Annotated in this window: 22 protein-coding genes; 6 read left to right on the forward strand and 16 right to left on the reverse strand. The window is 59.3% G+C overall.

What is annotated here, in order from left to right; genetic code table 11:
• Nucleotides 1-115 precede the first annotated feature (115 nt).
• Both FHS92_RS05520 and FHS92_RS05525 read left to right on the forward strand, forming a co-directional pair.
• Nucleotides 116-802, forward strand: a complete 687-nt coding sequence (locus FHS92_RS05520) for a TetR/AcrR family transcriptional regulator (protein ID WP_184078214.1) — start codon at nt 116-118, stop codon at nt 800-802.
• 202 nt (nt 803-1,004) lie between these two features.
• The gene (locus FHS92_RS05525) at nt 1,005-1,904 is read left to right on the forward strand and encodes a LysR family transcriptional regulator (protein WP_184078216.1); all 900 of its coding nucleotides are present in this window, start codon (nt 1,005-1,007) and stop codon (nt 1,902-1,904) included.
• 8 nt (nt 1,905-1,912) lie between these two features.
• On the opposite strand, the gene FHS92_RS05530 is transcribed toward FHS92_RS05525, so the two are convergent.
• The 13 genes from FHS92_RS05530 to FHS92_RS05590 form a co-directional block, all read right to left on the reverse strand.
• On the reverse strand, nt 1,913-2,710 hold the full coding sequence (locus tag FHS92_RS05530; RefSeq protein ID WP_246351767.1) for an enoyl-CoA hydratase-related protein: 798 nt from the start codon (nt 2,708-2,710) through the stop codon (nt 1,913-1,915).
• 74 nt (nt 2,711-2,784) lie between these two features.
• Complete coding sequence (locus FHS92_RS05535; protein ID WP_184078220.1) at nt 2,785-4,272, reverse strand: aldehyde dehydrogenase family protein; 1,488 nt, start codon at nt 4,270-4,272, stop codon at nt 2,785-2,787.
• Entirely contained in the window at nt 4,269-5,060 is a 792-nt protein-coding gene (locus FHS92_RS05540) for an SDR family NAD(P)-dependent oxidoreductase (protein ID WP_184078222.1), read from the reverse strand. Before FHS92_RS05540 ends, FHS92_RS05535 begins: the two co-directional genes overlap by 4 nt.
• 44 nt (nt 5,061-5,104) lie before the next feature.
• Nucleotides 5,105-6,793, reverse strand: coding sequence for an N-acyl-D-amino-acid deacylase family protein (locus FHS92_RS05545; protein ID WP_184078850.1), 1,689 nt, complete (start codon nt 6,791-6,793; stop codon nt 5,105-5,107).
• Nucleotides 6,794-6,907: 114 nt separating this feature from the next.
• Complete coding sequence (locus FHS92_RS05550) at nt 6,908-7,921, reverse strand: aromatic ring-hydroxylating oxygenase subunit alpha (protein WP_184078223.1); 1,014 nt, start codon at nt 7,919-7,921, stop codon at nt 6,908-6,910.
• Nucleotides 7,922-7,972: 51 nt separating this feature from the next.
• Nucleotides 7,973-8,962 carry an aldolase/citrate lyase family protein gene (locus tag FHS92_RS05555; RefSeq protein ID WP_184078225.1) on the reverse strand — a complete coding sequence of 330 codons (990 nt, stop codon included), beginning with the start codon at nt 8,960-8,962 and terminating at the stop codon, nt 7,973-7,975.
• A gap of 176 nt (nt 8,963-9,138) precedes the next feature.
• The gene (locus FHS92_RS05560; RefSeq protein ID WP_184078227.1) at nt 9,139-9,984 is read right to left on the reverse strand and encodes an SDR family NAD(P)-dependent oxidoreductase; all 846 of its coding nucleotides are present in this window, start codon (nt 9,982-9,984) and stop codon (nt 9,139-9,141) included.
• 158 nt (nt 9,985-10,142) lie between these two features.
• Entirely contained in the window at nt 10,143-10,694 is a 552-nt protein-coding gene (locus FHS92_RS05565; RefSeq protein WP_281377748.1) for a nitroreductase family protein, read from the reverse strand.
• A gap of 77 nt (nt 10,695-10,771) precedes the next feature.
• Nucleotides 10,772-11,236 carry a cupin domain-containing protein gene (locus FHS92_RS05570; RefSeq protein ID WP_184078231.1) on the reverse strand — a complete coding sequence of 155 codons (465 nt, stop codon included), beginning with the start codon at nt 11,234-11,236 and terminating at the stop codon, nt 10,772-10,774.
• Nucleotides 11,237-11,528: 292 nt separating this feature from the next.
• On the reverse strand, nt 11,529-12,425 hold the full coding sequence (locus tag FHS92_RS05575) for a LysR family transcriptional regulator (RefSeq protein ID WP_184078233.1): 897 nt from the start codon (nt 12,423-12,425) through the stop codon (nt 11,529-11,531).
• Nucleotides 12,426-12,544: 119 nt separating this feature from the next.
• A complete protein-coding gene (locus FHS92_RS05580; RefSeq protein ID WP_184078235.1) occupies nt 12,545-13,762 on the reverse strand; it encodes a cytochrome P450 in 1,218 nt (405 codons plus the stop codon).
• A 126-nt stretch (nt 13,763-13,888) separates the two neighbouring features.
• The gene (locus FHS92_RS05585) at nt 13,889-16,252 is read right to left on the reverse strand and encodes a TonB-dependent receptor (protein ID WP_184078237.1); all 2,364 of its coding nucleotides are present in this window, start codon (nt 16,250-16,252) and stop codon (nt 13,889-13,891) included.
• A 118-nt stretch (nt 16,253-16,370) separates the two neighbouring features.
• The gene (locus FHS92_RS05590; protein ID WP_184078239.1) at nt 16,371-18,143 is read right to left on the reverse strand and encodes an N-acyl-D-amino-acid deacylase family protein; all 1,773 of its coding nucleotides are present in this window, start codon (nt 18,141-18,143) and stop codon (nt 16,371-16,373) included.
• Between the two features lie 552 nt (nt 18,144-18,695).
• Here FHS92_RS05590 and FHS92_RS18150 point away from each other — a divergent pair.
• From FHS92_RS18150 to FHS92_RS05605, 3 genes are all read left to right on the forward strand, one after another.
• A complete protein-coding gene (locus FHS92_RS18150) occupies nt 18,696-19,307 on the forward strand; it encodes a UGSC family (seleno)protein (protein WP_221230890.1) in 612 nt (203 codons plus the stop codon).
• Nucleotides 19,304-20,401 carry a hypothetical protein gene (locus tag FHS92_RS05600; protein ID WP_184078241.1) on the forward strand — a complete coding sequence of 366 codons (1,098 nt, stop codon included), beginning with the start codon at nt 19,304-19,306 and terminating at the stop codon, nt 20,399-20,401. The genes FHS92_RS18150 and FHS92_RS05600 overlap by 4 nt, the downstream gene beginning before the upstream one ends.
• Before the next feature lie 180 nt (nt 20,402-20,581).
• Nucleotides 20,582-21,124: a hypothetical protein gene (locus FHS92_RS05605; RefSeq protein ID WP_184078243.1), complete on the forward strand. Its 543-nt coding sequence runs from the start codon at nt 20,582-20,584 to the stop codon at nt 21,122-21,124.
• A gap of 37 nt (nt 21,125-21,161) precedes the next feature.
• Here FHS92_RS05605 and FHS92_RS05610 read toward each other — a convergent pair whose 3' ends face one another.
• Nucleotides 21,162-22,331 (reverse strand): phosphotransferase, encoded by a 1,170-nt coding sequence (locus tag FHS92_RS05610; protein ID WP_184078245.1) that lies wholly within the window; start codon nt 22,329-22,331, stop codon nt 21,162-21,164.
• Nucleotides 22,332-22,636: 305 nt separating this feature from the next.
• Between FHS92_RS05610 and FHS92_RS05615 the strand changes: the two genes are divergently transcribed.
• A complete protein-coding gene (locus tag FHS92_RS05615) occupies nt 22,637-23,611 on the forward strand; it encodes a LysR family transcriptional regulator (RefSeq protein WP_184078247.1) in 975 nt (324 codons plus the stop codon).
• Nucleotides 23,612-23,642: 31 nt separating this feature from the next.
• On the opposite strand, the gene FHS92_RS05620 is transcribed toward FHS92_RS05615, so the two are convergent.
• Both FHS92_RS05620 and FHS92_RS05625 read right to left on the reverse strand, forming a co-directional pair.
• A complete protein-coding gene (locus FHS92_RS05620) occupies nt 23,643-24,896 on the reverse strand; it encodes an MFS transporter (RefSeq protein WP_184078250.1) in 1,254 nt (417 codons plus the stop codon).
• Nucleotides 24,897-24,988: 92 nt separating this feature from the next.
• Entirely contained in the window at nt 24,989-25,846 is an 858-nt protein-coding gene (locus tag FHS92_RS05625) for an aspartyl/asparaginyl beta-hydroxylase domain-containing protein (RefSeq protein ID WP_184078252.1), read from the reverse strand.
• Nucleotides 25,847-26,008: the final 162 nt, after the last annotated feature.

Genomic DNA, 26,008 nt, shown 5'->3' on the forward strand with positions numbered 1-26,008 from the left:
GCGTCATATATTGTTTCTTTTTATAACACGACACGCTATGCTGATTGTGACATTGTTTGGCAGCTTTGTGCTTACTGCCAAAAAGAACAATTAGTGTTAGGGATCTGCTGTGAAAATGAGCCAAGTCGGCCTGAGGGAGCGCACCCGTCGCGCGGTACAAAAAGAGATAACTGAGGCGGCCAACGCGCTGTTTCTGGCGCGCGGATATGAGCAGACGACGATTGAGGACATCGCGTCGGCTGTTGGCTTGTCGCAGCGCAGCGTATTCCGGTACTTCCCCAGCAAGGAAGAACTCATCATCGGGAAGTTCGAGTTTGTTGCCGAGGAGATGCTGGAAATCTTCCGTACCCGCCCGGCTCATGAACCGGTGTGGGATTCTCTGAGGCGCATGTTCGATCTACTCGTCCCCCTCGAGGACAACCCCCAGGAGCATGACGTCGCCAAGGCGATTCTCGGCATCATATTTTCCACTCCGGCCCTTTTCGCCAGCTATCTGCAGAAGCTTCAGCAGATCCAGCAGGCGATCGTCATGGCTGCGATCGAACAGGCAGGCGCATCGCGGTTGCCGCGCTCCGGTGACGATCCGGTCCTCCGGGCGCTCATCGCTGCCGCATTCGGATGCCTGGTGGCCGCGCAACAATCCTGGCTCGCGGCGGGTGCGAACGGGAAGTTCGGCGATTGGATCGACCGCGCCATGACGCGGGCGCGCCCAGCGGATGAGGCTGTGAAAGCCCCCCGGTCGGCCGCCGGGAGCAAAGGCAAATACAACGCGAAGGTTGCTCTCGCGATAGTCCCGGCCTGACGGTCTACGCCGGTCAGCGAACTCCTCTCCGCCGACTGCCCGTCGAGCCTCGCGTGTGATGGTGAACCTCATCGCTCCACTGAGATCATCGGATCAGAAGCCTCGCCTCTGCCGCACGCGGCAGAGGAATGTCGGTAAATCATTGCTTTGCGTACATACGCTTTATATATGATGCGTAGTTTCTTCATGCAGGATGCGCATCATGGATCAGGCCGCGCTCGAGGCGTTTATCGCCCTCGAACGAACCGGCAGCTTCACGCAGGCTGCACGCCTGCTGAACCTGTCACAACCAGGGTTCAGCCGACGCATTTCCGCATTCGAGGAAGAGATTGGAACGCCGGTTGTCGAGCGCCGCCGGGGTCGTGCGGTCCTGACCGAAGCGGGGCGGGCAATTCTTCCGCTCAGCGAGGCCGCACTCTCTAATTTGCAGGATATCCTGGCGGCGGTCCACGCCATCAAACAAGGCAGCACTCTCGCCCTCACGCTCGCCATATCCGGTGCCATGTGCCAGCCGCGGCTGCTGGGCGCCTTGTATCAATATGGCCGGGATCGCAACTTCCGGCTCTCGTTACGCGCCGGAAGCAGTAGCGTGATCAGCGAACTGGTCCAACGGCGCGAAGCAACGCTGGGACTGCGTTACGGGGACGTGTCCTATCCTCACCTGATCTCGACACCCATCGGCGTTCAAACGATGGTTGTGATCTGTTCGCCAACCCACCGCCTGCTCGGCGTTTCGCGTATCACACCGGAGGATCTTGAGGAAGAAACCTGGATTGGTTCTCCCACGGCCCTTAACGAGGCCGACGGCGGTCTGCGAAAGACGGTGTCCAGACTCGGGCTGCGGTCCATGTCCGTCATGCCGGTCAGCGACATTACGGCGCAAAAGAATCTGATCGAGGGCGGTTTCGGTATCGGCCTCAACCCCAGAGACAATGTGGAGAAGGAAATTCGCGCCGGACGCCTTGCCATTCTGCCGGTCGGCGACATTTCCGTCGAGGAACCGGTCACGATCCTGAGCCGGAAAGGCGGCTATATGGACGAGACGGCGCTTGGCCTTATTGAGCATGTAAAACGATTCTTCGCTCGGCGTGATGCGTCCTGACGGCGACGTCACGTTCCGCTGAATTTTCCCGTTCGTTTCTCCACGAAGGCGCGCGAGGCGACCTTGTGGTCGTCCGTCATCATGCTCCGGATCAGGTACAGGGCTTCGCTATCCATCACCTGGGCAAGCGTCCCATGCTCCCCGAGATTGAGGTTTCTCTTCATATGCCCCACAGCCACCGTGGGAAGATCCGCCAGGCTTCGCGCAAGTCGGTCAGCCTCCTCCGCGAGCTTCTCGGCGGGCACTGACCGGTTGACGATACCGAGCTCCGCCGCCTCGTCACCGCTGAGCACATCGGCGGTGAAATACAGCTCCCGGGCCTTGGCCGATCCGACGATGCGGGGCAGAAAAAAGCTTCCGCCAAAATCGCCACTTAACGCAACCTTGGAAAAAGCGGTGGTCAGTTTGGCGTCGCTCGCCGCGATTCGATAGTCGCAGGCAAGAGCGATCGAAAGACCGGCACCGGCAGCCGAACCCGAGATGACCGCCAGGGTAGGTTTTGGCATCTCATGGAGCAACCGGCTGAACTCCATCTGCTCGCGTATCGCGTCGACGCGCTTCTCGAAGTCTTCGCCCGCATGCGCGCGCTCGTCTTCCACCATGTCTTTCACGTCGCCGCCTGCGCAAAAAGCGCCCCCGGCGCCCGTCACGATGACCGCCCGAATGTCGCGATCCGCCGCGAGGCGTCGTGCGATGTCAGGCAGCGCGCACAGCATTTCCTCATTCAACGCATTGCGCGCCTCAGGGCGATTGAACGTTATCGTGGCGATATCGGCGACGCGGCTTTCGAGTACCAGTTTGGTCAACGCACACTCCTTGGCGAAACTGTTCGGCCACTGCATACCGAGAGGTCGCGGATCGACGGCGCAGGCGTACCCCCCTATGCGGCGGTCACCGACCGTCGAGACTCCCACCACGCCGCGGCCGCTGCATCGAGAGAGGTGTTTTTCAGTTCGAAGAAATCATCCATGCCCTCCGGACCGAATTCCCGGCCCCATCCGGACCATTTCGTGCCGCCGAACGGTCCATTACTGGTCATGCCATAGCCATTGAGCGCGAGCGTACCGGTCTTGACGCGCTTGGCGAGATCGATTCCGCGCTCGATGTCGCGCGTGAAAATGGCGCCATGCAATCCGAAATGGCTGTCGTTGGCGAGCCGAACCGCCTCGTCATCATCGTCAAACGGCAACATCACGGCAACCGGCCCGAAAACCTCTTCCTGAACGATCGGCATGGAATTGGTCACGTTTGTCAGGATGGTCGGCGCGAAATAGAAGCCCGGTCGATCGAGGATCGACCCGCCCGTCACGACCTTTGCCCCATCCTTGATGGCCGCCTGCACCATGCCGTTGATCCGGTCGAGTTGAGAACGCGAGATGATCGGCCCATGGGTGGTGTCCTGATCGGCGGGGTCGCCAGCGACAAGCTGCTCGACCGCCAGCCGGAGACGCTCGACAAGCGTGTCGAACAAGGACCGGTGCACGTAGATGCGCGAAAGGGTGACACAGACCTGGCCGGCATTACCGAAGCTGCCGATCGGCAGATAGGTCATCACCGTGTCGAGATCGGCGTCGGCGCAAATGATCGCAGCCGATTTGCCGCCCAGCTCAAGGCTCGACCGCGTGAAGTTTTCCGCGCAACTTTTCGCAATCGCGCGGCCGCCCACCGTCGAACCGGTGAAGGTGACCATGCCGACATGGGGATGCGCCACCAGCCGACTACCGGCATCGCGACCGCCGGGCAAAACACTGATGACGCCAGCAGGGAAATCCGCCGCAGCAAACGCCTCCGCAAGCACTTCGGTGTGGAGCGCGCCTTCCGGCGAAGGCTTCAGAATCACCGGACAACCCGCCATCAACGCATTTGCAGCCTTGTTGATGCCCATCGAGAAAGGACCATTGAACGGGGTAATCGCCGCTACCACGCCCACCGGCTCGCGGCTGATCAGGCCGGACCGCTGCGTGAGGGGATCGAGCCTGAGCTCGGGTTGTGCGAATGCGCGCGCATGTTCGATCGCCTGATCGAAGAACGTCAACGCGGCCTGATGCCGCCCCCTGCTCTGCCGCACCGGCATACCCAGCTCGTTCGCGCTCAGTTCCACCAGCCGATCGATCTGGCCTTCGCAATATGCCCGGGCGGCGCGGATTTTTTCGGCCTTCTGTTCGATCGGCAGATCGACCCAGATCCGGCTCTCATGGGCGCGATAGGCTGCATCCACGGCCTTGTCGATGTCGGTCTGGCCGGCCAGCCGGACGGTGCCGATTTCCTGTCCGCTGCCGGGGCTGACCACGACATGCACATCGGTTCCGCTTGGCTCGACCCACTGCGAGCCGATCAGGAAGCGCTCGAAGCCGCGATAGCGGCTCACGGCAACGCCTCCAGGATCGCATCGAAACGGTTCTTGATCATGGGAATGAAGACCTTGTTGTCCTCCGTCAGCGGCACGAGATACATTTGATTGGCGATGACCGCATCGCGGATCTGCAGCCCCATCTGGTCCGGATCGATCGTCCCCACCGGATCGGAAAACGTGGCCGGGGGCGCAACGTTGGTGTCCTTGAGGTCTGCCGGCCGATTTCGGTGCGCCTCGAGAATGCGGGTGCGGACCGACCCCGGGCAGACGACCGTTACACCGATATTGTCCGGTTCCAGCTCGACACGGAGCGCTTCGGACATCGCCACCACGGCGTATTTCGTGGCTGCATAGATCCCCATTTTCGGGACCGAAACCAGCCCGGCGACCGATCCGGTATTAACGATATGCGCTTCGCCATCCTGGGCTTTCATCCGGGGCAGAAAAGCGGTGAGGCAGTTGGAGACGCCGAGAACATTGACCGACACCACCCAGCGCCAGTCATCATAGGTCATGTCCGACATCAACCCGCCGACGGCCACGCCTGCGTTGTTGCACAGCAGGTGCACGGCGCCGAACCGCCGATAAACCTCATCGGCCAGCGCGGCGACGTCCTCAGGCTTGGTGACATCCACCCTGAGCGCGGTGCCGTTCAGTTCTCGTGCCGCCTTTTCGGCAGCCTCCAGCTCGATGTCGGCGATGACGACATGCATGCCTGCGCCAGCGAACGCCCGCGCCATCCCCAGCCCGATGCCGCTTCCGGCACCCGTGATTACGGCAATTTTTCCCGCCAACTCTTTCACCGATGCTTCTCCCGGGCAGTTGTTCTTTTCAAGGCGTATACCGGCTAGTTCAGGCGGCGCAGCAGACGTCCCGGCAACGCGCCGGTGTGTTCACCGTTCTGAATCGTGATTTCGCCTCCGACGATCGTGGCAAGGATCCCCGTCGCCCTGGATTCGAGCCGCGGCGCGCCCGTGGGCAGATCGTGCAGCAGGTTGGGAAGGGTGGGCGTAATCAACGCCGGATCGAACACGTTGATATCGGCCGCCATACCTTCGCGGAGCAAACCGCGATCGTGAAAACCCCAGGCCTTTGCAGGCGCCAGCGTGATCATGCGGACGGCTTCCTCCAACGTGAATTCCTGCCGCTGCCGCACCCAATGGGCGAGCAGATAGGTCTGCAGCGAGCATTCCTGCTGCGTCACGTGCGCCCCGGCGTCGGAGAAGGTCATCACGCAGTGCTCGTGGCGCATGGCCTCCACGATGGAGTCCATCGACCAGTCCATTCCCGGCTGATAGAAGAATTGCTGCATGTTCGTTTCGACGGCAAGGTCGATCATCAACTCGATGGGGTGTACACCGCGCTCCGCCGCAACGTCCTGGACCACCGGATTGGGCGGCAACGGGCTCTGCCATATCACGAGCTTCGAGAAATCCGGTGGACGCGGGCTATCGGACGAGATTGCCTTGGGGAACACCGCATTTTTTGCTGCGGCCACCAACCGGCTCCGGACATCGGGTTTCTGCAACATCTCGCGCTGCTGCGCGAGCGGCAAGGACCGGATTTCTTTCCATTCCGGCAACCAGTCATAGGGCGTGTCGGTCAGGAAGGAATAGAGCAGATAGATCCCACGGCTGTGCGACTGGCCGATCAGCTTCGCTCCCGACGCCGCCGCGCGGTCGAGAAGCGGAAGTTCCTCGGCCGTCACTTCCGGAAGGGGAATGAGGCCCCAGGTGATCGTCACGCCGCTCGCGGCGGACAGGTTCAAAATCTCGTTGTGAAACCGGCGGCGCGTCTCCAGATCGCCAAAGCGCGAGACGCTCGGTGGTGCGAACTCGAAAATGCGCTCCTTATGCTGCCCCGCCGCCATAACAAGACCGCGCACTTCGTCCCAGTTCGCCAGCCGCGACGCGACCGGACGATCGTCGGACGTATTGTGCCCCTCTCCGCGTGACGTCGTGAAACCGATCGCGCCAGCCGAGAGCGCATCGTCGAGTTCCCGCCGCATCAGCGTGAACTCATCCTCGTTCGACTCACGCTCGAAGGCTGCCTCGCCCATGACAAAGGTACGCAGCGCCGAATGGCCGATATTTGACGCGTAGTTGATGCCTTTGGGAAGTGAATCCACGACGTCCAGATATTCCCGAAATGTTGTCCAGCGCCAGTCGATGCCCGCTTCCATTGCGGCACCGGAGATGTCTTCGGCGCGCTCGAGGTTTCGCACCACAAGCCCGCGCCGCGACTTCGAGCTTGGCGCGAGCGTGAAGCCGCAATTGCCCATGACCGCCGTCGTGATGCCTTGCCAGCAGGAGGACGAACCGAGCGGATCCCAGAACATCTGTGCATCGAGATGGGTATGACCGTCGATAAAGCCCGGCGTCACGACCTGCCCATCCGCGTCGAGATAGCGGCTGGCCGTACCCGAAATCTGTCCAATGGCCGCGATACGACCATCCTGTATCGCCACGTCGGCGCGGTATCCGCTCGCTCCGGAGCCGTCGATCACCACACCGTTGCGTATTATAAGATCATACATTTCGGGCAACCCATAAACATAAGGAAAACTGTGGACGGCTGCCTGTCTCGATTTCGATCCGCCCGTCGGCATCTTTGCCGGGTCGGGCTAAGCTCAATCGAGGCAGATAGGAGATCAGGATCGCTTGCGGTTCGCGGCGGTCTCCATCGCGTCCAGTGACGTGCGCGGATATTCGCGCGCCGCCTGAATGAAGCGGCCCATTGCCCGGTCCGCCGCAACCAGACGGAGATCGCCGGTTCGCATGTTGTTGAGGATCGGAAGATCTTCGTTCACGAAGCGGTTGTGCATGGCCTGCCACTTGTCGAGACGTTCTTCGCTTTCCTCGTCCTTGGTCGTGATAATCGTAAAGAACTCCCGCGTGCCCTGACGGCCACAGGGCGTCATGGCGGCGATGTACCATTTCAGTCGGCCATCCATGACGCTCCTGGTCCGGATGCTGTTGGTACCAAACACCTCAATGTCCGGACGCCAGTCTCCGGTTGCCTTTTCGCCCGTGTGAGCCGCGTCCCATGTCATCCGCCGGAGGAAAGGATTGACATCCTCAATCGTTGGGTCGGCAATGTTCAACCCATGAACCACGCGGTTATGGACAACGTCGAAAACATTGGTGGTAAAGATCCAGGGATCGACGAGGAGCTTGCTCTTCAGCTCGATTTCGAAAGCGCGGTATACGTGCTTTTCGTCATCGAATTCGTCGAACCCGGGCAAATCGTAAAGAGGCGTCTCGCCGAAGAATACCCAGATCAGCCCCAGTTCTTCCCGCAACGGAAGGTCTACCAGGTTTGACCCGCGCGGAATTGCATCACCCGACGGAATGTTGCTGCAACGCCCTCCATCGGTATAGGCCCAATGGTGATATGGACACCGGATGTCGTTCCCGACCACATCACCACCCGCGCTCAGGTCAGCGCCCATATGTTTGCAAAAAGCCGACATGGCACGCGCGGCGCCATCCTCGCCCCGGTAGATCACGATCCGCCCGTCCGCCAGGTCCGTGCCGATCACCTGCCCTTTGGCAAGGTTTGCCGAAAGGGCGACAGGATACCAACATTGATGAGCGCCCGGACCAAGATCAGAGATTTGCTCGCGTTTGCGCGCTTCGGGGGTCAGAGTTTGCACACTATCCATATCGTTACAGCCTTATTCTCAGACACACTTCCTGATTTGACGGTTTTGCCATTAATCGCCAGTCATTCCCGCATTGCCGATCGCCTCTGCCTCGGCCGCCTTCATGATGCCTCCCACCTGTTCGACCTTCATCTTCGGGCGATCCGGACGGGGGTAGACACCGTAAGCCGCAGCAAGATCCAGACGAAGACGCCCCCATTTTGACCTGTTGCGGGCATACCACTTGCCGTCGATCTTGACATCGTCGTCATATTGCTCCTGCAGCGCGACGATTTCTCCCCAGGAATCGATTTCATCCTGGGGCGGCGTGAAGATCCGGTTGACGGTATCAATGTAGCTCGGCTCGGGGCTGCAAATACTGCCGAAATAGCCGATCTGACGATTCTGGATCAGGTAATTTTCCAGCCCTTCCCGGTCATCCATCGCATTCCAGTTGCAGCATACCGGCCACTGCATGCCCGCAGCGCGCGTATCCAGAACGACCTTCTGCCGAATATACAGGGTCTCCGTGCACTCTCGGGTCCACTGATAGCCGATAGATCTCGCCGGATCGCCATTCGTGTTCGTTGCCGAAACCATATATTCCACACGCTCCGAAGCATCGACGATGTGGTAGGCGCGGCGATGCCCCTGCGCGGTTTCCGGCAGGGGCATGATGCAGATGCGCCCCACTTCCAGTCCCGCGCGCTTCTCCATCAGCGTCAACAGATAATCCGCCTTGAGAATATCCTCCTCGTCGCGCACCTTCGGCAGCATGATGCCGTAAAGATTTTCGGACACGATCGCTTCGAGGTCAGCGAGCAAGTTCGGATTATCGGTCGTACTCACCCGGACCAGCGTCGGCTTTTCCATTCCGTGCTCGTCGATGACCTGTCGGATGTTCTTTCGGGCAACAGCCTTGAACCGGTCCGGACAATGGTCTTCCAGCTCGTGCGTAACGGCATCCGCTTTCGAAAGATAAGCGGTCCGCAGTTCATCGATGCTGTCCCCCTCCTTGAGGTTGAGGCTTATGGACCGAAGAGGGCGGCGGTTTCTGCTCACGGACGCTGTTTCCAATGGTGTGACGCTCTGAGGTCAAGGGCATGCATTCGGTCAGCACGCGACGACTGCACAACAAAGCGGATGCTGCAACGGACTATTGCCTCTTGGGCGGCGCAATAATAATAATGATAACTGATAAAACGCTCCTGGACGTATATGTATGGGGCGGCAAAACGTTAGGCGGCTGGACGTACCGTCCGTCCGGTCATCCCCACATTGATATTGCCGCCATCCACGAAGATGGTCTGACCCGTCGTAAAACTTGATGCCGGGGAGGCAAGATAGAGGGCGGCGGCGGCACATTCGTCCGCCACGCCAAACCGTCCCAGCGGAATGGAACTAAGGACGTTCCGGCGGCGCTCGCTCACGGGCGCACCGGGTTCGAAAATCGTCCCCGGGCAAAACGCGTTCACTCTTATGGCCGGACCGAGGTCCTGCGCGAGATAGCGTGTCATCATCCCCATCGCCGCCTTGGTTACGCCATAGGCGCCCTGTCCGTGCACCGGTTTGAAAGCCGCAGTGGACAACACGTTGATGATCGACCCCGAACCCGCCTCTATCATGCCGGGAGCAAATCCCCGGACGAGATCGCACGGGCCGAGGACATTGCCCTGAAACCCGGCTTCCCAGACATCGAGATCCTGGTCGATCGTGCCCAAGGACGCTGCAGTCTTCCCGCCATCATCCCGCAAAAAGGAGCTGCCCGCATAGGCGTTGTTGACAAGAATATCGACTTTCCCGAACGTTTCCAAACTCTTGCGAACAAGCTCGGCTCGATCCGCGCCGTTGGTGATATCCGACGCTAGTGCAAGAACCTGCACGCTGCTCGTGCTGCGGATCTCATCGGCAACGACCGTCAAAGGTTCGAGTTTGCGCGCCGTCAGAACGAGGTTGCAGCCTGCTGCGGCAAAGAGCCGCGCCGTGGCCGCGCCGATATTCTGGCTCGCTCCGGTGATAACCGCCACCATTCCGTCCAGCCTGAACGGACTGGGAAGCGCATTCGCCTCAGCATGTGCAGACATTGTTTCCGTCTCCAGATTGTTTCAAGCGACCAAGGAAGCAAGGCGAGAACATCGCACGCTTCAGGAGGCGCATTTCATTGTTCATTGGCCGGACCGCAGGCAGCGTTGACGGCATCCATGATCCAAAGATCCGGCGTCGCCCTGGCCCGCAATCGTGATTACAGCCACGATACGCAGCCCTTCAGCTCCGCAACCGGTGCCGGGGGCAGTTTCGGCGGAGTGCCCACGAACAGGAGCGCTACGATCGCGTCGCTGGCCTTAAGGCCGAGGAGCGACTTCATATTGTCGTCATAGGCCAGATCGCCGGTCTTCCACATCGCTCCCAGCCCGAGAGCGTGCGCGGCCAGAAACATATTCTGCACCGCAGCGCCCGCTGCGACAATCTGTTCGACCGCCGGAACCTTGTGATCTTCCTGAATGCTGACGCCGACCGCGATGATGGTGGGTGCCCGAAAGGCCTTCATCAGTTCCTTACCCTGATCGAACGACGGCTGATCGGGGCTCAGTCTCCGCTTCAGATTGACATAGGCCTGGCCCAGCTTTTCCCGTGCGGCACCCTCGATGACGGTCAGCCGCCATGGCGCCAGACGACCATGATCCGGAGCCCTGACCGCCGCCTTGAGAATGATATCCATTTGTTCATCCGTCGGTCCGGGATCGCCTAGGCGAACGGCCGAAACGCGAGAAGCAATCGCTTCCAAAACATCCATTTCTGATAGTCCTACAAGAATTCTATGGCATCACACCAGGAGCGTGCGCAGCCGCCGCTGCGCACCGCCCCTCGCGACTATTTCAGATAGTGCGGCGTGATCCCCTGCTCTTCGCATTGCTCTATATAGCGCTTGATGATCTTGTCGGCTGTCACAACGGACTTGATCCCCAAGGTTTCAGGATCGACGAAGTCGGCATGAAGGTCACCGAAAAACAGGATTTCCGTTTCTTCGGGGCCATTGAGGAACTGATGAATGACGCCGGGGGTCTCAAAGATATAGGTTCCCGGCCGATACAGATACTGATGGTCGTGTCCCCAGGCGCCACGCAGCGTAAAACCGCCCGCGCCCCGCTCAAAAGGATGCTTGTGGAGTCCTCCCTCCACGCCCGGCTGAGCCCGAATCTGCGTGACATAGTAATTTTCTTGAGGGCGAGCGTGGAGCAGACGAAATTCCATTCCCTTGTCGATCTGGACGTACGGCAGCTCTGTGCTGTGAAGATGAAGCGTCTTCTCCAGTTCTTTCGCGATATCCAATACCATTTTCGTCTTCTCCCTCTCTCGGGTTACCGCCCCGAATTTTCCAGGCGTTTCACCCCCTCGCGCCACCTCAGGGTGAGGCACGACCTATTGCCAACATTGGGTATTTGCCGCTCAAGGCCTTGGCGGACTCGAACATCCTGGCCCTATCAAAACCGCTTTTTGGCCTATGTGTCCAATATATTGTTGTCATTTTATCATGCGGAACACGCATCGACGGTTCGTCGCGTCACGCGCCGCGCACGTCGGGACAAGACCGGGCGACGATCAAAGAACAACCTTTAATTTAAACGGCTTATTCGGCGTGCGCTTCGATAATCAGGCGCGCAAATTGCTGCGAAGCTTTGCTAACAAATGTGCCTTTCCGACGCACCAGCGCGATCGGGACCGTGGGTTGCGGCGCGGCTGTATCGATCTGGCGCAGACTGCCATCGCGAAGGTCCGCCTCCACGCTGCTGCTTGGCACCAGTCCCACGCCGAAGCCTGCTTCGATCAGGCTCTTTTGCGCAGCGATGCTGTCTGTAAGCATGATATGCCGACCCGCAACATCGGGCGCGGCCATATCCGACCACAGGGATCCATCGTCAGGGCCGATGCCGAGCGGCGACGATATCCAAGGCTCATCCGCCAAGCGGTTCGACGAAACGTTCTTTGCTGTTGCCAACTTGTGGTCACGTGAACAGACGATCAGCAGTCGTTCCTGTCCGATCACTTCGGAGTGGAGGCGGGGATCCTCTCCATATCGCAAGCCCCACGTCGCCTTGCCGTGCAGGACGACATCGCTCAGGCTTTCGCTCGTATTGGCGTGGAAGGAAAGCGACAGCTCCGCCCCGGCCGCGTCCGCGCAAAATTGCCGGAGGGCGTTCACGAGGCGCGTCGTGCAAAGCATACCGATCGCCGCGAAGGATACCTGGCCACGATCGCCCTTGACGTTGCCGCGTGCGGCATCCTCCGCCTCTTCCAGCGCCATCAGCACCGCTTCGGCATAGGGCAGGAATTCCTGCCCCGCGTCCGTGAGCATCGGCCCCGTAGACAGACGTTCGAACAGCGGCACGCCGATCGCATTTTCAATGAGCTGGATGCGTCGACTGAGCGCTGGCTGGGTTATGTTGATCCGGTTTGCCGCCCCCGTGAAGGTGCCCGTCCTGACGATCGAGACAAAAGCCTGAAGCTCCGAAAGGCTGAAATTCATAGTCGGTCCACCATGGGCGGCGTTGGCTGCCCCCCTGCCCTCATATCATAATGCGGTGGTGCCGTTACCCCTTTTTCCGACCCGAATCTTATTACCTGACGCGTTTGTGACGCCTCGCCTTATGACGCGTAGAGACGAAGAGATTTTAGCCCCCTCGTCTGGATCAGCGGTTGCCAGACAGGATTTTCCATCTCCGCTGCGTCGACACGCAGATCAGGAAATTGGGTGAACAATTGGCGCAAAGCGACCTTCGCCTCCAGCCGTGCAAGATGCTTTCCCAAGCAGAAGTGCGGGCCATAACCAAAGCTGATCGAAGACTTTTCTTTGCGAAATATGTCGAACTGGTGCGGGTTGTCGAAAATTTCGGGATCGCGGTTGGCCGCCTGCAGACATGCAATGATCACGTCCCCCGCCTTGATAGACGTGGATCCCAGCGTGACGTCATGACTGGCGATCCGCGGAACGGCGATCGACACCGGTCCCTCGTATCGCGCCAATTCATCAATGCACAGGTCGAGAAGCGACATATCGCCCTTCAGGCGGGCTAGTTGGTCCGGATTCTTGAGGAGCGTCAGGATGCCGCTGGATATCAAGTTGGTCGTCGTCTCATGCCCCGCTGTGAGAATGAACGTAATGGACGTCCAGATATCATCGAACGTCAGCCAGGGCTGCGTCGCCTTTTGGGCCACAAGGTGGGTGATAAGATCGTCCTTTGGCGACTTCTCGCGATCCTCGATTTGCTCGCGCAGGAAGTCCAGCATCTCGCCGAACACTTTTTCGATCGTTGCTGCATGCGGCAGGTGATCGAAGCTGGGATCGCCAATCTTGACCAGCCAGTTCCCCCATGTGGAAAAATCGTCCGCGCGATCGAGCGGAACTCCGAGCATATGAACGATCACACGAACCGGGAGGCGGAACGAAAAATCCCGTACCGCATCCATCTCGCCGCGCTCGGCCATCACTGCCAGCTCTTCGTCGACAATCTTCTCGATATCGCGTTCGAGCTTCCTGACGGCCTGCGGCGTGAAGAAGCCCTGGACCAAAGAACGGTGACGGCGATGCGCCTCACCGTTGTTGGCGAGCATATTCAACCTCAGCATCGTGCGCGCCGGTTCCGGCGCATCCTGACCCATCGGGATAACGGGGAAGGATTCCGGAGCTCCAAAAAAATCATGCAGCAGATTGTGCTTGAAGACGATCCAGGCATTGAAACTGGGGCTGAACGCAACACCCTTGTCGCGAACGCGATCGTAGCGAGCATGACAATCGCGATGGAATGTTGCGATCTCGCTGAACGGATCCTGATCGAGAGACAAGATGTGATTGCTCGCGTCCATGAAAGCTATCCTAAAATACATTAATCCGTGGGTCGGGCGCGCCGACCCTGGAAGTTAAAACAGAATATGCCTTCTGCACTACCTGGGGCCTGGAACGTGCAGAAGGCGATATCCGGCGAATGAAACCTAGAACTTCAGACCCATTCTTATGCCCCAAAGACGACCTTCTCCCTCGGTAATCCCCTCAGTCCCGAAGTTCGATGTTGTGTTATCGGACAACCGGAGAACGGACGGCGTATCAAATAGGTTGGTGACAAAAACCTGTGCATTGTACATCCCGTTAGGCGACTGCCAAAGAAGCCGAAGGTTCGCGAGAACGACAGAAGGAACAGTCGACAAAGGATCGTTCACGATCGAATAGTTGCGTGAGGATACCCCGTTTACTTCCGTCTGGAGCGTGAACTCCCCCAGAGTTTCAATTGGAAGGTGATATGCCACCACCGCGTTGAACGTCCAGGTCGGTGTATTATACAGATGCTTTCCTTGCAGGCGCGTCGGTACACCAAAATTGTCGGGAGTCACGATGCTCGATTTGGTAATCTTGTTACCAAGTACCGAGCCGGACAGATTGAAGTCCCAATGCGGGTTCGGCTTGAAGCCGATTTCGGTTTCCGCTCCCCAGACCTGGGCATCACCAGACCCAATATAATTGAATGTCGCGATGCCGGTTGTCGTATCCAGAACGGATATCGCCTGCTGCTTCCCCTGATACTGGTAGAAGAACAACGCTGTGTTGATGGACAGCTTCCGATCGAACAGCCTGTTTTTCGCACCGATTTCGAACGAGTCTAGGATTTCCTGAGGAACCGGCCCCGTGAGCCGGTTATTCGCCGCGACGCTATTCCCCGGATTCCAGCCGGTGTTGAAGCCCGCTCCCTTGATGCCACGCGAATAATTCAGGTAGTAGCTGGCCGTCGAAGAAGGCTTCCATTTAACGCCCAGCGAGCCGGTAAAATCTCGGGTGTTCGATTTTACCGGCAAACCTGCGGCGATCATGTTGGCGCGCACGTCCTGGAAACCGCCCTGCGGCACGGAGAAAGCGTTGTATGTCACGCCGGTCTTCAGTTCGCGTTTATCGCTGGTGTACCGGCCACCGATAGACACCGAAATGGTTTCGCTCAGATGATTGTCAAGCTGACCAAACAACGCATAGGAGTGCGAATCGACGGCACCGATGGCGTAGACAAGAGAACGCGCCAAGGGAAAGCCGGTGATCGTCTGGCTTGACTTGCTATCCGTGTAATAAAATGCGCCGACAACCCAGCTGAAGGAGTCCGTCGCACCGTTCAGGCGCAGCTCTTCGCTATATTGATGCGCCTTGTTCTTGCGATCGACAGTAATGTAGGGGTCGACTGCGGTGGTGAGCGGATTGCCCGGCAAGACGCTGGGCGTGAACCGACCGCCATCCAGTCCGATGTGGAAATTGTTGGTCGCGTAATTGGCGATAGACGTCAACGTCGCCCACTCAAATTCATGGGTTAGTTTAAGCGTTACAAGGCCACCATCCCCATTGGCGCGCAACTGATCGGCAGTTTTGGCGGTCAGCGCCGCGCCAGCCTCTCTGCCCGCATTCGGCAAAGACCCGAAAAGCTGCGATTGGCCCACGCAATTGCCATCGAAGATGTCCGAAGCGGAGCATTGATCGGCCCGTGTGTAAGGCCGTTTGATAGTCGTGCCGGGCTTTAGCGAACCGACCATATTGAAAGGCGTTACCTGGGAATCGTTATTAGAATATGCTCCGATCAGCCGGATCGTGGTTCTTTCCCCCAGATCCACGTCGAGGATACCCCGGATGCCCCAGATATTGGTCGCGCCCAACCGTTTGGGCACGCCGTTTTGTCCGGCGCCAAGATATTTGTTGCGATAATTGCCGTCGTTGCGATTCCACTTGCCTGAGACGCGGGCGCGGACATTGCTGGCCAATCCGCCGCTTATAGCGCCCTCGAGCGTTACATCGTCGTTCTGGCCATAGCCCACAGAGCCGTAACCGGAGACTTCGTCCGTCGGCGACTGGGAGACAAAATGAACAAGGCCGGCCGTCGTGTTGCGCCCGAACAGCGTGCCCTGCGGCCCACGCAGAATTTCGACGCGCTGGACGTCGAAGATTTGCCCGTTGAGCATGTTCTCATCGCCGAGATAGACGTCATCGGTGTAGATCGCGACGGAGCTTTCATTCAGTCGCGAACCAAGCCCGTCACCCGCGACGCCGCGAATATTGAAGCTTGGCGTTGCATTCTTTCCGCGCTCATACTCGACGGTAAACCCAGGCACCTGCTGAGCTACGGCCGGGAAGCTGGCCGTCCCCGTCGCCCGCAATTGATCGCCGCCGATCGCGGTGATTGCCGCCGGAACGTCAATCAGGGCCTGCTCACGCTTTTGTGCGGTCACGATAATCTCCTGCGCCTCGCTGTCCTGGGCATGAGCGGGCACAGCTGCCAGCAAAAACGGAGTTACCATCGCGGTCGCAGTCGTGAGCGCCCTCATTTTCATAGCGTGACGCGTTCCATTTCGTACGATCATTTTATCCCCCTCCTCGATACCGCTGAGCTTTGTGCACAGCTTGTGTGTTCGCTGTCCGTCAGCGTGTATTTTCAGATCGCGCTCATGTTCAGGCGGCGTTTTTGTATCTGACCAGTCCCCCCGGCGTGGCACCGGTCGACTGATCCGAAAGGCTGGTGAATTCACCCCGCAGCATGGTGGCCACATAACCCTGCGCGTGTTGCGTCACCCGCCTCTCGTTTGCGGGCAAATCCCAGATGGTTTCCGGCAGGCAGGTGTCGAGCCGGGCAAAATCGATGATGTTAAGGTCGGCGCGCATCCCCGGCGCAAGCAACCCGCGGTCCGCCATGCCAAAGGCCTCCGCATTGCGATACGACAGCAGGTTGACCGCCAGCGGGAGAGAAATCTTGCCCTCCCCCTTCCGGTCACGCGCCCAATATCCCAGCAGCGTCGTCGGAAAACTGGCATCGCTCACGAAGCCGGAGTGCGCGCCCCCATCGCCAAGACCAACGATCGCGTTCGGATCCTTCAGCATCACGCCGCAATCATCGAGCGTTGGGGAACCGACGTTGCCGCCGGGCGCGGCGTAAAGATTGCGACCGTCCATCTCCAGCAGCCAGTCGAGCGCAACCTCAAAATTCGACACGCCGCGGCGCTCCGCCTCGAACCGCATGCTCCGCTCGGGTTCGAGCGTGTAACGCGGCGGGTTGCCCAACTGGAAGCCTTGCTGGCTGAGATGGACGTGCACCATGCCCAGCGGTCCGGCCACCTCATTGTCAGGCTCCTCCGACAGCAGCTTCTTGCGAAATTCCGGATCGCGCATGATCGCCACCCGCTCGGCCAGCGGCAAATCCTTGATCTGCATGTAGGAGGGGTGGAATTTGAAAGGATGGACGGAAAGATCGAGGCCGATCAGCATACCAATCGGCCGTGGGAAGACCTGCGGCTTTATCCGTGTGCCATGCTCATCATTCACACGCTGCGTCTCGCGCAACGCATGGGCATAAAGGCCCGGCACCCATGAGGAATCCATCAGGGAATAGGTCAGCGGGCGGCCTGAAACTTCTGATATCTCCCGAAACAAATCCAGCTCTTCCTTGACGAATTGCTCTTGACCCAGTTTCCCGATCTCTTCCTGGGCCAGGAAATCCACCATGCGCGGGATCACCTGGAAAATGCCGCCGTTCGCCAGCTTCAGACCCCGTGCAAGCGCCAGCAACTCCTCGCGGTTCGCTTTCACGTGCGGGGCCTGCTTGCCGTCGGAGCCGCAATCGAGATAGTGGCGGGACGTCGCCACACCTATGGCACCAGCGCGCACCGCTTCGGCCACCAGCGCGGTCATTTGCTCGAGGTCTTCCGGCGTCGCTATCCCATCGGACGTCGCCCGCTCGCCCATCACATAGACGCGGATCGCAGCGTGCGGCACCAGCACGGCCACATCCGCATCAAATGAGCGACTGCTCAGAAAATCCATAAACTCCGGAAACGTCTCCCACTTCCACGGCAATCCAGCGGTCATCACGTCTCGTGGAATATCCTCGATGCCCTCCATGAGCGTGACGAGCATGTCGCGCTGGCTCGGCTTGCAAGGCGCAAATCCGAGTCCGCAATTCCCGATAACCACCGTGGTGACGCCGTGATGAGTCGACGGCCGCAACGTGTCACCCCAGGTAACATGCCCATCATAATGCGTGTGAACGTCTATGAAGCCCGGCGTGACAATCTTCCCTGTCGCGTCGACCTCTGTGCGACCGGTTCCCTCGACCTTGCCGATCGAATGAATCACCCCGCCGGAAATGGCAATATCCGCCGTGTAGGCTTCGCTCCCGGAACCATCAACAACGGTGCCATTGCGAATTACCGCATCGAACGATTCACTCATCACCTAGCAACCTCTCCTGATTTACGCGTGCCATGCCTGCTGCAAGCTTCTGCCCATTGCATCCGAACGGTCGTGCGATGTGGGGCTTAGCAAGCCTTTGGGGCGACCCTATAATATCACGTGGTTATATATCCCTGTGATATGTCATTTTATGCCACTTCATTCACTGATTGACAAGGCGCAGAGAGCGCGTAGATTTGTCTTTGGAAATCAAAATCAACGGTCTTTTCCGGCGGGACGTTCGGCAATGTGCGGGCTTGAAGATTATGGCATGCCAACCACGGCGGAAGCATTTCGTTGGCAATCACGGTCCGCCATGGCGCCGCGCGATCGATCGTCCGGAGTGCTAGGGATTGGTGACGCACGGGAACCCGGTGGAGCGCCCATCACGGTTTCTCGAAAGCATTGATAAAATTCGATCAGGACCCTGATAATGGTTCGTAATGAAGCCCGGAATGAAAAACTGCTAACGCTGGGCGCAGCTCGGGGCTTTCGCGCCACCCGCCGGAATTTGGCGAGGGCCATCAAGGGCAATCAACGGAGAGGTGCACTATGTCGACGCTGAACGCGCAACAGGATACGCTCGTAACCTATCTTGATCCCTATGGGGCGCCGGGTACTCCGGTCCAGCCCTATGAGTGCCGGTTGGAAGTTTCGCCGAATCCCGCGATAGCCTTGCTGAACAACAGCTATGTCGATGCGGATGCGTTTCTCGAGGATGTTTCGGACGTCATCGCGCGCTCCATTCCGGGTGCGGCGTTTGCTCCCTTTGACAAGGGATCAGGCCGCAACGCCGCAGACATGACCTCTCCCGACATCATCGCAGACATCGCTTCGCGCTATGATGCCGTCCTCCTGGCCTATGGTCATTGCGGCAGTTGCACGGCGAGCCTGGTGCGCGACGCGGTCGTTCTTGCCCAGACGGGCGTACCCGTAGTCGCGATGGTGACTTCGACGTTTGCGGAGGAGGCGGCGTTCGTCGCCCGGGCCAGCGGCTTGCCCGATCTGCCCATGGTCATCCTTCCCTATCCGATGGCAGGCGAAGCACCCGAATTTCATAAGGCGGTGGCCGCAAACGTCGCTCCGCAGATCCTGCGGGCGTTGACCACTGGCCAGGTTGCAGCAACCGAGACATCGTCGAACGTGACGGCGGCGGCGGCATGAGCACCGCCGCGGCGGTGCTCACCGCGAAGTCAGAGGATCATGCCGTCAATGCCCTGCATCAGGCCCGACGAACGGATGGCCTCCCGGTGATCGTCCCCACGCCCGAGCGCGTGGACAGGATGCTGCTACACGCGGGCAGCATGGATCGCGACCTCGTCATTGGAACGGTCGGCCCCGCAGATGGACTGCTGACGTTCGAGCTGGCTGCGATCAACGCGGTGATGGCGGGCTGTGATCCGGAGATGTTCCCCCTTGTCGTCGCAGCATGCGAGGCGTTGACGGATCCGGTCATGGAGATCGGGCCGCTGCAGCATACGACGCATCCCCTGGGCATATTTGCGGTCGTCAACGGCCCCGCGCGCGAATGGTTTGGCGTGCATTCCGGCTCGGGCGCGCTGGGACCAGGATATCGCACCAACGCCACCCTGGGCCGCGCCATCCGGCTGATCATGATCAACGTCGGCGGCGGTGTACCGGGCATCGGCGACATGTCCACACTCGGCTCGCCGACCAAGTTCGGCTGTAGCATGGCCGAAGACGAAGAGCGCAGTCCGTTCGATGCCCTCCATGTGTCGCGCGGGTTCGCCGCGGACGACAGCACCGTAACCCTGCTCGGCTGCGACGGCCCCCATTCGCTCGTGTTTCAGGTCAACGATCCGGATAAGGACGGAGATACTTTCCTGCGGGTTCTTGCCGGCGCGCTGGCCAACCCTGCGTGGAACAATATCCATTTCGGGAAAGGCATGGTCGCCGTGGTGCTGAACCCGACCCACGCGGACATGCTCCAGAAAAGCGGCTTTACGACCAGGGAAGCGGTCCAGCAGCGGATCTTCGAACTCGCCGCCGTTTCGCGTTCGCAGATCATGGCCAAGTTCGGCACGATGGCCCAGTACAATCAGGAATCCAAGGATGGCGATACGATCCGCGTCGTCAATAAGCCGGAGGACATTCTCCTGTTGACCGGCGGGGGCGAAGGCGGCGGATATTCGGCCTATTTCACCAGTTGGGGCGGAGGGCTTCAGGGGAATATGGCCGTGACGAAACGCGTCCGGTTCGACGCCGGATGCGCCGCCCCTGTCAGCCAAAGGTCATAACCGAAATCCCTCGTGCTGCGACCGGCCATTGATAGCGTCCTTGTATCGAAGGATAGCAACAGGAAACGTGCGCACGGCCATCATCGACCTTAGGTGCGGAGATATCGGTCCATAGGGGCGGCCGACAAAACAGATGGGTAACATCCATGTTGGCTTATCGCGTGGAGTTGTGCGATAATCATGTCCAAACAGCTTAATGGTATTTTTCGTGCATGGATGACAGTGAAACAGGCGACCGGCACACCTCCGATCGTGTGGGGCCATTGCATCGTCCATCTTTCCCATCCGCAATTCTCCGGCAATGTGCTGCACACCTCCAGCGTACTGAATATCGTCGAGTATGAGACGTTCAAGATCGTCGAAACCCGAAACCATTATTACATCTTGCTGGGGCCGGAAGTGGAAATGCCCGTCCATTCGACGTTATCGCCCAGTAGTTATTTGCGGCAGCAACAGGAGCAGTCACCCCGGCTTGACGCTTACGCCAGCGCGGCGGTGAACGCGGATCGCGACTGCCCGAAATGCGATGGATCGGGTGTATACCGACGTGACAATCATCGTCTGGCGATCTGCGACATATGCTGCAAACACAACCAGAGCTGGTGGCAACTCGAAGGCGACTATGGGGCCGACACCGGGCGATGGGCATGCGGAGCTGGCTGCGGCGCCATCGTCGATACACCCCCGCCCGAGCTGGAATTCCTGCCCCGCGCGCGCGGCTGACGCGGCGCTCTCAATAATGCATGGCGCCCTGCCCGCGTTAGTGTTGCGTATCCCCCACAAGCATCTTTGCGGCCCATAACGCGCTTGCGGTAATCCGTGCGCGCGCGGCATGCGAGAGATCCTGCGCCTGCATCAGCCTGAAACCGATTGCGGCTACCGCGAAATGATATGCCTCGTCATTCGGATAGCCGAAACAGTCGACCGCAGTGGCGCGGACCGCATGAATGCACCGCGCATAAGGGTCATCGCGATCCGTTCGCGTATCCGTCGCGATCATTCGTTCCGTGTTCCAGATTTCGCCGAACGAAGGTTCTGATGGGTAATTGATCCGGACACTCGCCTCCAGTGCCACCAGATCCTCGTAGACATGCCCTCGACCGGTCTTGAGAAAATCGACGACCTTCATCGACCCGTCGTCTGCGACGATGACATTATCCGTGTTCAGATCGCCGTGGATCACACAGGCCCGATACGGCACCGCCCCACGATCAAGCAGCACTTTTCGGGGAGAAGGGAAAATGATCCCGTCGACCCGGCACCCCACCTCGCTCTGCTCCGCCGCGAAATAGCGCCTTGCACAGGCAAGCAGGGTGGGCTCGTTCCAATGCGTACGCGCTTCTCCGCTAAAATAGCGATCGCGATAGCGCCCTACAACGTCGCTTTCCTGCACGATTGCGCGGGGATTGTACCAAGTGTTCCGAAGAGGTTGGAAGAAGTCGGTGAGAAACCGCGTCAGCGACCGGGTATCGCCACGCCGCAGCTCATCCGTCAACGTATCGACCTTTGGTCCATCACCACCAACGAATGTGTAGCAAAGCCCGGCATGCTCCTGCGTCTTGGCGAACCCGAGCAACGCTGCGCGCGCCCCGACCGGAAGGCCTTGATGAACATAGCGATCGTAGTTCGCCTTTTCTTCCAGCCCATCCACGCAGGATGTGATCTTCAACACGACGGACGGCCGCGCGGAGCCATCTCCGTGGGCAGGGACCGGCGTGGCTTTGACAACGAGCGCGCCACTCCGTCCGCCCGTCAGCTTCTGCACCGCGAATATTCTAGAAATGCCTCGTGGCGCATCCGACCCGTGTTCTGCCAGCAGACGCTGCATCAACAACAGCGTTTCTTCCTGCTCATCGTGCGTTCCCGACGGTACGTCCCCCATCAAATGGATGTCGGGCATTCCCGGAGAATATTGATCACTGTAATGCATGAATTTCGTCCGTGGGGCAGTGCTGCCGACGCGGTGCCGCGCACGTTCTGACATAGGCCCAATGGCCATCCCTGTTAACCCATAAGTCGGGGGATTCAGCAGTGATGACTGGAGCCAGGAGGCCATTATCCAAGCGTCTGGCCCCTCCTCGCGCAGCGGCGGCGTTATGCGCATACCGCAATCTGCCATGCCGTACTTTCATTAGACCCCGCTGTCTGCATTCCCATATATTCACAGCCTGTATCGACGATCGGCAAATATGCCCGTCCATCAGGTTAACGGGTCAGAAGGCCTTTGGAGAGGACATGGCAGCATCAGTCAGCGAGCTGGAACGCTATCGTTTCGATGTTAATCTGGAAGATCTCCAGACCTTTCTGGCTGTTACGGATCTTGGGAGTTTCAGCCGGGCGGCCGAGCAGCTGAATTTGTCTCAACCAGCAATCAGCAATCGCATCCGGCGCCTCGAGGAAAAAATTCGAACACGATTGCTTAATCGGACCACGCGAAGGGTGGAGCTCACTCCGCAGGGGACGCGCCTATACCTTCAGTCGTCGGAAACGCTGGCGCGGCTGCGCATTCTGTTGCGCGAGTTTACCGGCGAAGCTGCGGCACGCGCGCGGGAAGTGCATGTGGGCGCTACGATGATGGTGGCATCGCTTGGGTTGCCAAATCTGGTACGGCTTTTCCATGCGGCCCAGCCCGGTGTGCGGGTGGCGGTACATGACCTTCTCGCCCACGAAGTGATTGCCGAGGTTCTGGCAGGCGATTGTGACCTTGCGGTCATGTCGCTCGGCGACCCAGTGCCCGGCATCCATTACGAACCGTTGTTCGACGATATGTGCGTTGTTGTGACCCAGCGAGACCATCCGCTGCTCCGCTACGACGCCGCACCACTTTCAGAGGTGCTCAAGGAACCGCTGCTCACGCCAAAGGGACTTCACGACCTGACCACAGCCATCAACGGTGAGGCCAATCGCCAGGGGCTGGCTGTGCGGCTCGCACCGGAGTCCCAGGAAGTGCGCAACACCTTCACCTTGCTCGCGATGGCGGCTGCCGGACTCGGCGTCTGCATCCATCCCAGTTCGTTTGTCCCCATTGAACTCAAGACAACGATCGGCGTGGTTCCTCTGGCAGCACCCGGTATCGTGCGGACCTTCGGAATTGTCACCGCCGAAGGAAGCGAACTGAGCCCGGCGGCGGCGAAGTTCTGCGATTTCATCCGCGCTTCGGTCAAGCCAGGGCCACGTCCATGGGACGCCGACGGACCGGAACCCATTTAGCGAGTTGAGGTGGCGTGGCGGCACCTGACGCTCAGACCGACGCGCGCTCGTCTGCGCGCAAATACGGCCCAAGCGTCAAAAATGCGAGGCTGCTGAGCGCGCAAAGCGGAACAACCGCCCACAGCATCAGGCGGTACGAGCCAGTAACGTCATAAATGAAACTGGCAACAATTGGTCCCAGCCCTGAACCCAATAGCGCGAGACCGATCACAAATCCAAACACGGCCCCGAAATTACCGGCCGGGAAGTAACGGGAGGCGAGATAAGAGACCGCGTCCAGCTCGGCCCCCGCAGCCAGGCCGAACAGCAGGACCCCGACTCCGCACAGGATCGCGGACCCATGAAATCCGATAAAGATAAGGCTCGATGCGATTGGGAACAGCACGACAAGCGCACCCACATAGCGGGCGTTGAAACGATCCAGCAGAAACCCCCCTGCCAATCGGCCCGTGACCTGCATCGCACCGACGATGCCCGCAACGGCTGCGGCGCTTACGACCGTAAGGCCGGACGATGTTAGGATCGGAACGAGGTTCACCACCACAGCGGTAAAGACCATCGCCATGACGGACGCCGCGAACGCCAGTCTGACGAAAGCTCCCACATTTACGTCCTTGGGAAACCGGAATCCTGCGCGGGCATATGTCCGTGGAACAACCGCAGAGGTGCGCCGAACCGCATCGCCGTCCCGGCCACTCGAAAAGAAGAAATAGAGAAGAGGGAAAGCGATCGCCCCTGCCAGAACCCCCAAAATGGCGTAGGCCGCCCGCCAGCCAAAGTTCTGTACCAACAGCAACGTCAACAACGGCGCACCAAATGATATGAGCCCGTTCGCACTCAGTGTTACGGCGATCGCCACGCCGCGGCTCGCATCGAACAGGCGGGAAATCGCAGTCACCCAGATCGTCGGTGACAAGAGCAGATATCCGATCGCGACGAAGGCCCATAGCAGCCACCAGACCACATAGGATTGTTGTGCGAACGACAGCGAGACGACAGCGAGAGAATAAATGCTCATCCCGAACAGCGCGATCCGCCTTGATCCAAATCGATCGACCGCCGTTCCGACGAGAGGCGACAGCGGGAAGCCGATCATGGCAATGATGAACAGCCCGGACGTTATCTGGGTACGCGACCAGCCGAATTCCTTCTCGAGCGACGTGACCATCACACCCATCGAGTAGAAATGGACATGGGATGCCGCCAGACCGGCCATGGCCGCAACAACGACCGGCCAGTGTGCACGCCATTCCTTCTTCTGGATGTCGTCAACGATGATGCGCAAAAAGCGTCTCCGTGACCCTGAAATCGATAGGCCAGGCGAGCGTCACGAGACCCGATCTTCCTATCCTGACATACGTCAGGAGGTCCGCGCCGCTATGCGAAGCGTTTCATGACGGCCATAAGGTCTGCGATCGTCCGGCGCTCGTTTTCGCTCAATCGCGGATTCCAGATATCGCAGATGAGAATGGCACAGGGCTCGTCACTCTCGTTCCAGGCTTCGTGATCGATGGTTTCGTCGAAAACGAAGGGCTCGCCGGTGCGCCACTCCCGGCTTTCCGCGCCCACACGAATTCCGCAACCCTCTTGCGAGATAAGCGGCAAGTGCAGCAACACATGGATGTTGACCGGGCCGCAATGCGACGGAATGCGTGGCATTTTCGGTTGCAGCACGAAGAACGCCGCCATCGGCGAACGGCCCGCTATCCGGGGTTGAGGCAAGCGATCAAGCAATGCCATCGTCTTGGGCGCACGAGCCGCCGTCTCGGTCACTTCCCCGTTGAGGAGGAGATGGAACGCCCCGAAAAGCTGTGAGCGATTGAGATGACTCCACTGTTGCAGGGGCGTTCCCTGCGGAAGGTCAGGAACATCCTTCACCGTCTCGTTCAGGATCGCGAGAAACTCGTCGCGAATATCACCGTGAGCTGCCTCGACTTCCCCGAGCCAATCGAAATCCTCGCGATCGAAAAATTCTATATCGGGTAGCCCGGGATAGTGGACCTCGCGCGGTTGCTGGTGAAAGACCTGCCGCTTGCCAACCAACCGCTCGACAAATGCTTCGGAACGACGCCGTTCGCCCGGCGTGCCAGATCCGCTCGCCTTGGCGGCCGCAAAAAGCGCCTCTTCCAGCTCTTTCAGGCGGGTCGGATCGACCGCCGCGGTGGGGTTGCCCCGCGCCGCATGGATCAGGCGGTCCGCCGCCGTTTCGCTCATCGGTTCGGCCACGTCAGTCATTGCTCACCTATGTGTTTATGAGGTGCGAACGCCGGTGCATCCGCCCTCGATTGAAGGGCAGACGATGCCGCGCTTCATCGTCTATGTCAATCATTGTCATATATGTCGCATTATGTCATTAATTGCTGAAAAGCCCGGCTAAAAATCGCGTGCGGATCGGCG

It is taken from the genome of Sphingobium subterraneum, assembly GCF_014199435.1.
Taxonomy (GTDB): Bacteria; Pseudomonadota; Alphaproteobacteria; order Sphingomonadales; family Sphingomonadaceae; genus Sphingobium; species Sphingobium subterraneum.